Here is an 8,245-nt window from a genome sequence, read left to right as displayed (position 1 = left end):
ATTATGAAGTCACTGTTACTGTACCAAGTAAAAACGCTTTGAAAAAGGTATCAGGATATTTACGAGGAGGTTCCGTGTATTTAGAGAAGTTAAATGTCCCAGTAATAAATCTTAAGTCAAACATTGCTTATTTAGCTCTGGATCATATTTCTTCTCAAAACGTTAAGTTAAAGATTAAACATCAAGTTTTAGACATAATGGATTCAAATTTACAAAATTCTTCCATTAACATTGGCAAAGGCAATATAGCTTTTAACGATAGCAAGATCAAAACTAAAGTATTCATTACCAAAGGCGGCATGCTTATTAATGATTGTACTTTCTTGGGTGATAGCTCGTTTACTCTTAATAAAGGAGTATTTTCGATGACCGGTGCGCCAAAAATCAGTTATAATTTGCGCGTTGACCCTAAGCATAAAATTGTAACCGATACTAAGGATCATCGTAATCGGCTTCTTATATCCGTACCAAACAAGCCAACCGTTAAAGTAACCAGCAAAAATGCAAATATAGAATTTTTTAAATAAGCTTTACTTGTTTAAATTTAATATAAGTATACTAAGGAAATAAAAATGAAAAAGATTTTTAAATTTGGCATTTTTTGTGGAATTGTTGGTCTTCTCGTATTAGCAGGTATCAAAATGAACTATGCTTTACAAAAGCCCCAATTAACAGAAGCTCAAACCAATCAAACTACCAAAAAAGTTTACACAGTTAAAAAATTTGATAAAATCAAATTTTCTTCTTACAGGCCTAATACTGACGTTACTTTAGGTAACAAATACCAAGTCAAAATTAAGGCTAAACGAGGTGGAAATGCACAAAAAATCAAAACCAAAGTTAAAAATAAGCAACTGACTATTTATGATGAACCAGAAAAGCATTTTAATGATGGCTATTATGAAGTCACTGTTACTGTACCAAGTAAAAACGCTTTGAAAAAGGTATCAGGCTATTTACGAGGAGGCTCCGTGTACTTAGAAAAGTTAAATATTCCCGATATTAATCTCAAATCAAACATTGCTTATTTTGCCTTTGATCATGTCTCTTCTCAAAATGTCAAGTTAAAAATAAAACATGAAGTTTCAGACATAATGGATTCTAATTTAAAGAATTGCTCTATTAATATCGGTAAAGGTAATATGACTATTGATGACAGTAAAATCAAAGCTAAAGTACACATTGATAAGGGTGGCATGACAGTTGTTGACAGCACTTTCCTGGGTGATAGTTCCTTCACTCTTAATAAAGGATTATTTTTGATGACAGATGCTCCTAAAATCAGTTATGATCTGCGCGTTGACTCCAAGCATAAAATTGAAACTGACAATAAAGATTATCATAATCGGCTGTCTATCTTAGTACCGAACAAACCAACTGTTAAGGTAATTAGCAAAAATGCAAATATAGAATTTTATAGATAGATTTAGCTTAGTTTTTCAGAAAAGAAGATATAAACTATGAAAAGAATATATAAATTAGGCAGCGTTATAGGAATTGCAGGATTATTGATACTTACTGGCATTAAAGCAAGTAATTTCCTACAGAAACCTCAATTTCAAGATAATGAGGTAGTCTTTGCTAAAAAACTAGCCCCTCAAAATAAAGTTAACCAAACTTTCAATGTTACAGAATTTGACCAAGTCAAACTTAATACCAAGCGGCCTGATATCAAATTCATAGTAGGCAATACATTTAGTGTCAAAGCCAGTGGAACTCACAGAGCTCATATTGCATTTACCAGGGTTAGCGTTAAAAACAAAATACTAACTATCAATGACAAACCTGTTGGTAATCATAATTACGGCGGTTACACAGTAACCGTGACTGTTCCTCATAAAAACTCTATAAAAAAGGTTACTGGGAATTGTGATATCAGTGATATCTACTTCAACGGTTTGAATATTCCAAGTGTTGCTGTCAAAACAGGCTATGGCAATGTTATCCTTAATCATGTTAACTCAGACAATATCAGGGTTAAGCAAACAAATGGTGACTTGAAGGTCTTAAACTCAACAATTAGAAATAGTACAATTAGATTAAGTGTCGGAGACTTAACAATTAGAAATAGTATGTTTAAAACAAAGGCAAGTTTAGCTTTGGCGCCTGATTTCAAGTACAGTAGCGTTAAAATTCAAAATTCCCAGCTTTTGGGAAACAGTACATTCGATATGAGTATCGGTGACTTTGTTATGACAAGAGCTCCAAAAATTAGTTATGCTTTGACAACTAAACCAAAAGGCACAATTAAGTTTCAGGGCAAACGTTACACTCATCAATTTTCAAAAACTGTGCCTAATCAACCGCTTCTTAAAGTTAACAGCAAAGGAAATATTAAAATAGACTAATTAATAATGAAGGTAAATTAGAAATGAAAAAATTTTATCAAATTTGTGGCTATATCGCTGCTTTAGCAGTGCTCCTTTTGGCAGTCGGTAAGGTTAGCAATAATTTTTCACAGGCAAAAGTTGTTGATGCAAAAGCCAGTAAAACTACAAGAACAAATAGTTACAAAGCAGTTGTCACAACAACTAAGAAAGGCAAAATCAAAAAAACTTATGCTGTTCCCCAATTTAACAGAATTAAGCTTGCCTGTTACAGACCAGATGTAGTCGTTGACTTGGGCAAAAAATTTAAAATTACAGTTATAGGGGAAAAAGGAGCCGATGTTAATAAAATAAAGACAGAAGTAACCAACAATCAACTTACTGTTTATGATGAACCCGAATATAAATTTAATGACGGTGATTATCAAATTAACATTACTGTTCCTCATAAAAATAGTATAAAAGAGCTAACCGGCTTCAATTATGAGTATGGTGTCATAGTAGATAAATTAAACATTCCCAGTATTAATTTAAGCTCAACTGCAGGGTCCCTTTTTATTTCAGATGTTAAAGCAAATAATGTGACCTTTGCAGTTAAAAACTATGACGCCAAACAAAATCATGACGAAGATAATGAATGCATAGATGTCTTTGATTCTAAATTAAAAAGCAGTAACTTCAAGGTAAATAAAGGAAACATTTATATTTACAGCAGTAAGCTGAAAACTAATACTTTTATCAATCATGGCAATTTTAATTTTGGCAGCAGTAAAGCTATTGGCCAAAGCACAATTGATCTAAATACCGGTAATTTTAGCATGTTCGATATGTTTGATTTGCCAAAAATCAATTGTGATCTTACAACTGATTCTACACAAAAAATAAAAGTTGGTAAAAAATACTATTCTCATCATTTTTCTACCCCTTCTCAAGCAAACCCATTGCTTAAAGTTACCAGTAAAACTGGCAAAATTTCAATATCTAAGGATTAAGCTATATAGTCTAGCGTCAAAACTCACACAGTAAAATTAGTCAACCCAATTTGATATTCATTGCACCTATTTACAAATTAAATATAAAATAGAATAAAATCATTATTTAGGAGTCAAAATTGATCATAGATACTAAGAAACTGCAAAAAGCAGTCATGGAAAATAAGAAAAAACACGGTTTCAATACCACGGATATTGAGTTCGAATTATTGCGATTACATGGAGAAGCTAATGAGTTATTTGAAGCCTGGCGCAAGAATAATAAGGAAAATATCAATGAAGAATTAGCCGATGTAGGGATATTCTTACTGCGCATTGGAGAAATGCTTGGCAGTGATTTGGGTGAAGACATTGTTAATAAAATGAAAATAAACGAAAAAAGAATATACAAAAATGGCGTTAAACGCAGTCCTCATTAATTATCAGGGTTTAATATATCCAAATATAATATAAATATCATCTTTGATATCAAGTTATATACAAGATTATTTGATAATAGAGAAAGCGTCATAATGTTATGGTTTTAAAAAACTTATCTTATAAAACTAAACATATAATATCTGGTTTTATACAAATTCTGCTAGGCCTCTTTGCAATTTTTGTTTTAAAACACAAATTTTATGTCATAGTCATATTTTTAATTCTTGCCCTCTTGGATTTTGTAAATGTTCTTTTTGGAAAGGATCCAGCCGATAAACCTAAGAAATATTCTGAAAAGATCTATAGGAATAGGCAGATATTTTCGACTTGCGTAGGTTTAGTTTTGCTTTTATGGCTTTAGTGGAACTTATAGATAACCCGAGAAGTGGTTTAGGTCTTGTTTCTATGGAAGCCGGTCTGTTATGCGTACTATTTCCCTAATGAACATTTAGAAATAGTTATTTCTGAAAAGTGTAATCTTAATTTGACAAAGGTCCCAAAATTTTCTCAATTTCGGGACCTTTTTATAATAAATACAAAAATGCACCTAATAGCTGATTTTTATTATTAGGTGCATTTAAATTATTTATTCAGTTTTTTCAAAATGTTTTACTTGGCCGTCTTTGGCTTAGCGTTTTGTTGTACTTCTTCTGCAGTATTAATTGGACTTAATTTCACTCCGGCAATAAATCTAACATCACTTGCTTTTACATAGCCGTCACCAACATCAATTGAATCTGGTCCTCCACCACCTGGTAGGTCAGAGGCATAAAACTCATGACCTTTTAAATGGTAGAACAGTTCAGCTTTATTTTCAGCTGGTACCCAAATGTAAAGCAATTTATCTACCTTTAAATTTCCGCCTTGTTTTCTGATTCTTTGTCCTTTATGGTCTTGCTTGGTGCCATCGGCATTATAGACATCTGTATCTTGATAAAATCTAATATAAGAATAGTGCTCAAGGTCATAAAAATGATGTGGAAGTAATTTCTGAACTTTAACGTCCAGACAATAGAGCCAATTATTCGTCCCTTTAATACGATAAATAGTAGGATTAGGGATAGCTGAATGACCAATCTCCTCCGCATAGTTATTTTCTTCAGCTCGGTCGACTATAAAGGTAGTGCCTTTTTTAGCCTTTTTAGCAGTTTTGACCCCATTTTTGATCTCATAAATTGGGGCACCGCCATCTCTTGTCACTGTTGCGACAGTTTCTTCGGTATTTGAAGCGGTGATTTTACCCAAGTTGCTGGCTCTCACATATTGCTTTGCAGGACCACCAATGCGGTAGTAGCGCAAACCGTTCTTAAACTTAACAGTACCACCATAAGTTGTAATAGAAGTTCCTTTTCTAATTAAACGATAGTCAGCCCTGCGTGAGCTGGTAGCGTAAACATAGGAATTATGCTTAACTTCACGTTTAACGCCATCGATATTATTAGCTTTGATATATTGTTTTTTTCCGCTAATTTTATAGTATGGGGCATAGGGCTTGAAAGTTAAGATTAATGGCTCTTTTTCAACTTCAATCCGCTTAAAAGCAGGATATTTAGCGTCTACCTTTTGTCCATCCTTATCGTATGCTTGTGACGTGTACATAACCGTTCTTATGGTGCTGGGAACCTTTGCTTGAACAGTATGGACTTGATGATTAAATGTTAAAACGGCAGTTAGTCCTAAAAAGCCAGCTGCTAAATGACAAACAAGTTTTTTATTCATGTATTTTAACCTCTCTTCTTCAAAAAATGCTATCTCTATTTTTGATTCTCTAATTTCTGCAATAAAAACAAGAAATTATATAATTTCATTCTGTGCTTTTCTTAACGATTAATGAAGTTAAAAAATGATGGACTTAATTAGCCAAATATCTTAATACAAATAGGAAATAAGTATGTTATGACTTTAACTAATTCCCTGCTCTTTTCTTAGCAGCTTCAATTACTTCTTTGGTCGTTTTTTGCTTAGCAGCTTGACTTGCTTCTTCTGCAGTATTAATTGGACTTAGTTTTACGCCGTCAATAAATCTAACATCACTCGCTTTGACATAGCTATCACCAAAATCCACTTCACTACCGCCACTTCCATCTGGCTTATTAGTGGCATAAAACCAATGACCTTTCATATGGTAAAACAGGTCGGCTTTATTTTCGGCTGGTACCCAAATATAAAGCAATTTATCTACCTTTATATTACCTCCCTGTTTCCTAATTCTTTGTCCATTAATATCTTTTTTGGTGCCATCGGCATTATAGACGTCTGTATCTTGATAAAATCTAATATAAGAATAATGCTCAGAGTTATAAAAATGATGCGGAAGCTCTTTTTTAACTTTAACGTCTAGGCAATTGAGCCAATTATTCGTCCCTTTAATACGATAAATAACTGCATTTGGGATAGCCATATTGGTTATATCGTCAGCATATCCTTCTTCTTGAGCACGGTCGACTATGAAAGTAGTACCTTTTTTAGCCTTTTTAGTAGTTTTGAGACCATTATTGATCTCATAAATTGGAGTCCCACCATCTCTTGTCACTGTTGCGACAGTTTCTTCGGTATTTGAAGCGGTGATTTTACCCAAGTTGCTGGCTTTCACATATTGCTTTGCGGGACCACCAATGCGGTAATAGCGCAGACCGTTCTTAAACTTTACAGTACTGCCATAAGTTGTAATGGAAGTTCCCTTTCGAATTAAGCGGTAGTCAGCCCTGCGTGAACTGGTAGCGTAAACATAAGAGTTACGTTTGACCTTGCGTTTAACACCATCGATATTATTAGCTTTGATATATTGTTTTTTCCCGCTAATTTTATAGTATGGAGCATAGGGCTTGAAAGTTAGGATTAATGGCTTTTTTTCAACTTTGACCTGATGAAAAGCTGGATATTTAGCTTTAACCTTTTGTCCATCCTCATCGTATGCTTGTGACGTATACATAACAGTTCTTATGGTGCTGGGAATCTTTGCCTGAACAGTATGGACTTGCTGATTAAATGTCCAAATAGTTGTTAAGCCTAAAAAACCAGCTGCTAAATAATGAGTAAGTTTCTTATTCATGTACTTTAACCTCTCTTCTTTAAAAAAATTACTATTTTTTTGCCATTGTTCTTATTTTGGGAACAAAAGCGCAAAAACAAACAATAGTAAAAACAACTAATATAATAACTATTACTAATCATGTACCCCTTTTTATGATTATGGAAGATAAAAAATGATGAATTTAATTAAGGAAATATCTTAATATATAGGAAGATACTTAATTTTAAACTTTCTTCGTTGAATTTATACGTATTTATACGTATAATAAGAAACATGGAAGGTTTACTTTATGACGAAGACGCCAAGAGAAATTATCAAGATTTTAAAAAAGCAAGGCTTTGTGAAAAAATCTCAAAACGGTTCCCATCTAAAAATGTATAACCCCATTACAAATGTTACTATTCCTGTTCCGATTCATTCAAAAGAAATGAAAAAAGGACTAGAACAGAGAATTCTAAAAGAAGCTGGATTAAAATAAATTTTTCAGCTAATTTTTACATGTTAGGAGGAGTTAATATGTCTAAGCTTTTAGTATACCCTGTTGTACTACACCCTGAAGACACTGGCTATACTGTCGAAGTTCCAGATATTACAGGTGGTTTTACTCAGGGCGAAGATTTAACTAATGCTTTGGAGATGGCTTCTGATATGATTGGATTAATGTTAGAAGACACAACTAATTATCCTAAACCATCTAAGTTAGAAAGTATCCATGTTGCTGACAATGATATTAAAACTATTGTTGCCATTGATATGGATGATTATAGACGCAATAATTCCAAGACAATCCGCAAAACAGTAACTGTACCAGAATATCTGGTAAAAATGGGCAAAGAGAAAAATTTAAATTTTTCTGCTGTACTAACTAAAGCCTTAAAAACAGAATTAAATTTATAACTAGAAAAAATAAGCCAAGAAGTTAAGCAACTTTCGGGACCTTTTTACAATTTTCTGGACTAATTACTAAATAGCATAATACAAAATAATGCACCTAATAGCTAATTTCTACTATTAGGTGCATTTAAATTGTGAATTTTTTCTTGACCGTTTTTGCTCAGCAGTTATAAACATATTTATGCTGTACTACTGAACTGCTTAACCAAAAATTCTAAAAGTTAGCCTTCTTCACGTACCGGTTCTGTCCGATGATGTAGTAATAACGACCTTTCCGCTTTACTGCACCACCATATGTTCTAACTTTGCGTCCGCGCTTCAGACTGGCATGTCTTATTTTCTTTGCTTTTTGATTATAGATGAGTGCATTATGCTTTAACTTACGCTTTTGACCTGTAATATTAGTGGCCTTCACAAACGTATTATTATCTAAAAGATAATACTTCTGACCGTTTATGGTTTCTGTATCATAGGTAGTAATCATCTGGCCTGACATAAGTTCGCCTGTTACCCGCTTACCGTTAATATCATAGAGATACGAATTATGCATTACCATTCTTTCAGTCCCTTTAAGGTAA

Annotated in this window: 10 protein-coding genes; 7 read left to right on the top strand and 3 right to left on the bottom strand. The window is 33.1% G+C overall.

Annotation, left to right across the window (positions count from 1 at the left end; genetic code table 11):
• From Q0R51_RS08785 to Q0R51_RS08765, 5 genes are all read left to right on the top strand, one after another.
• On the top strand, positions 1 to 527 hold a 527-nt coding region (locus Q0R51_RS08785; protein ID WP_294758207.1), incomplete at its 5' end, for a DUF4097 family beta strand repeat-containing protein.
• A 45-nt stretch (positions 528 to 572) separates the two neighbouring features.
• Complete coding sequence (locus Q0R51_RS08780) at positions 573 to 1,424, top strand: GIN domain-containing protein (protein ID WP_294758205.1); 852 nt, start codon at positions 573 to 575, stop codon at positions 1,422 to 1,424.
• A gap of 36 nt (positions 1,425 to 1,460) precedes the next feature.
• Positions 1,461 to 2,348 carry a DUF4097 family beta strand repeat-containing protein gene (locus Q0R51_RS08775; RefSeq protein WP_294758203.1) on the top strand — a complete coding sequence of 296 codons (888 nt, stop codon included), beginning with the start codon at positions 1,461 to 1,463 and terminating at the stop codon, positions 2,346 to 2,348.
• A 23-nt stretch (positions 2,349 to 2,371) separates the two neighbouring features.
• Entirely contained in the window at positions 2,372 to 3,319 is a 948-nt protein-coding gene (locus tag Q0R51_RS08770; protein ID WP_294758201.1) for a GIN domain-containing protein, read from the top strand.
• A gap of 119 nt (positions 3,320 to 3,438) precedes the next feature.
• Positions 3,439 to 3,738, top strand: coding sequence for a MazG-like family protein (locus tag Q0R51_RS08765; RefSeq protein WP_294758199.1), 300 nt, complete (start codon positions 3,439 to 3,441; stop codon positions 3,736 to 3,738).
• Positions 3,739 to 4,348: 610 nt separating this feature from the next.
• Here the strand turns inward: Q0R51_RS08765 and Q0R51_RS08760 are convergent.
• Together Q0R51_RS08760 and Q0R51_RS08755 are read right to left on the bottom strand one after the other, a co-directional pair.
• Positions 4,349 to 5,458, bottom strand: a complete 1,110-nt coding sequence (locus tag Q0R51_RS08760) for an SLAP domain-containing protein (protein WP_294758197.1) — start codon at positions 5,456 to 5,458, stop codon at positions 4,349 to 4,351.
• A gap of 187 nt (positions 5,459 to 5,645) precedes the next feature.
• Positions 5,646 to 6,791 (bottom strand): SLAP domain-containing protein, encoded by a 1,146-nt coding sequence (locus Q0R51_RS08755; RefSeq protein WP_294758195.1) that lies wholly within the window; start codon positions 6,789 to 6,791, stop codon positions 5,646 to 5,648.
• 271 nt (positions 6,792 to 7,062) lie between these two features.
• On the opposite strand from Q0R51_RS08755, the gene Q0R51_RS08750 reads away from it, so the two are divergent.
• Positions 7,063 to 7,251 carry a type II toxin-antitoxin system HicA family toxin gene (locus tag Q0R51_RS08750; protein WP_265667426.1) on the top strand — a complete coding sequence of 63 codons (189 nt, stop codon included), beginning with the start codon at positions 7,063 to 7,065 and terminating at the stop codon, positions 7,249 to 7,251.
• A gap of 38 nt (positions 7,252 to 7,289) precedes the next feature.
• Positions 7,290 to 7,670 (top strand): type II toxin-antitoxin system HicB family antitoxin, encoded by a 381-nt coding sequence (locus tag Q0R51_RS08745; protein ID WP_294758191.1) that lies wholly within the window; start codon positions 7,290 to 7,292, stop codon positions 7,668 to 7,670.
• A gap of 211 nt (positions 7,671 to 7,881) precedes the next feature.
• Here the strand turns inward: Q0R51_RS08745 and Q0R51_RS08740 are convergent.
• Positions 7,882 to 8,245, bottom strand: a 364-nt coding sequence (locus Q0R51_RS08740) for an SLAP domain-containing protein (protein ID WP_294758189.1), incomplete at its 5' end; no start/stop codon positions are given.

Origin of the sequence: uncultured Lactobacillus sp. (assembly GCF_946477725.1) — a bacterium.
GTDB lineage: Bacteria > Bacillota > Bacilli > Lactobacillales > Lactobacillaceae > Lactobacillus.
Note: the sequence above shows the minus strand (reverse complement) of the source record. Positions and strands in the feature narration are given on the sequence as shown.

Excerpts from the sequence above, each read along its gene's own strand:
- Q0R51_RS08760 (WP_294758197.1), bottom strand. The coding sequence starts at position 5,458 with ATGAATAAAAAACTTGTTTGTCATTTAGCAGCTGGCTTTTTAGGACTA.
- Q0R51_RS08775 (WP_294758203.1), top strand. The coding sequence starts at position 1,461 with ATGAAAAGAATATATAAATTAGGCAGCGTTATAGGAATTGCAGGATTA.
- Q0R51_RS08750 (WP_265667426.1), top strand. The coding sequence starts at position 7,063 with ATGACGAAGACGCCAAGAGAAATTATCAAGATTTTAAAAAAGCAAGGC.
- Q0R51_RS08780 (WP_294758205.1), top strand. The coding sequence starts at position 573 with ATGAAAAAGATTTTTAAATTTGGCATTTTTTGTGGAATTGTTGGTCTT.
- Q0R51_RS08755 (WP_294758195.1), bottom strand. The coding sequence starts at position 6,791 with ATGAATAAGAAACTTACTCATTATTTAGCAGCTGGTTTTTTAGGCTTA.
- Q0R51_RS08745 (WP_294758191.1), top strand. The coding sequence starts at position 7,290 with ATGTCTAAGCTTTTAGTATACCCTGTTGTACTACACCCTGAAGACACT.
- Q0R51_RS08770 (WP_294758201.1), top strand. The coding sequence starts at position 2,372 with ATGAAAAAATTTTATCAAATTTGTGGCTATATCGCTGCTTTAGCAGTG.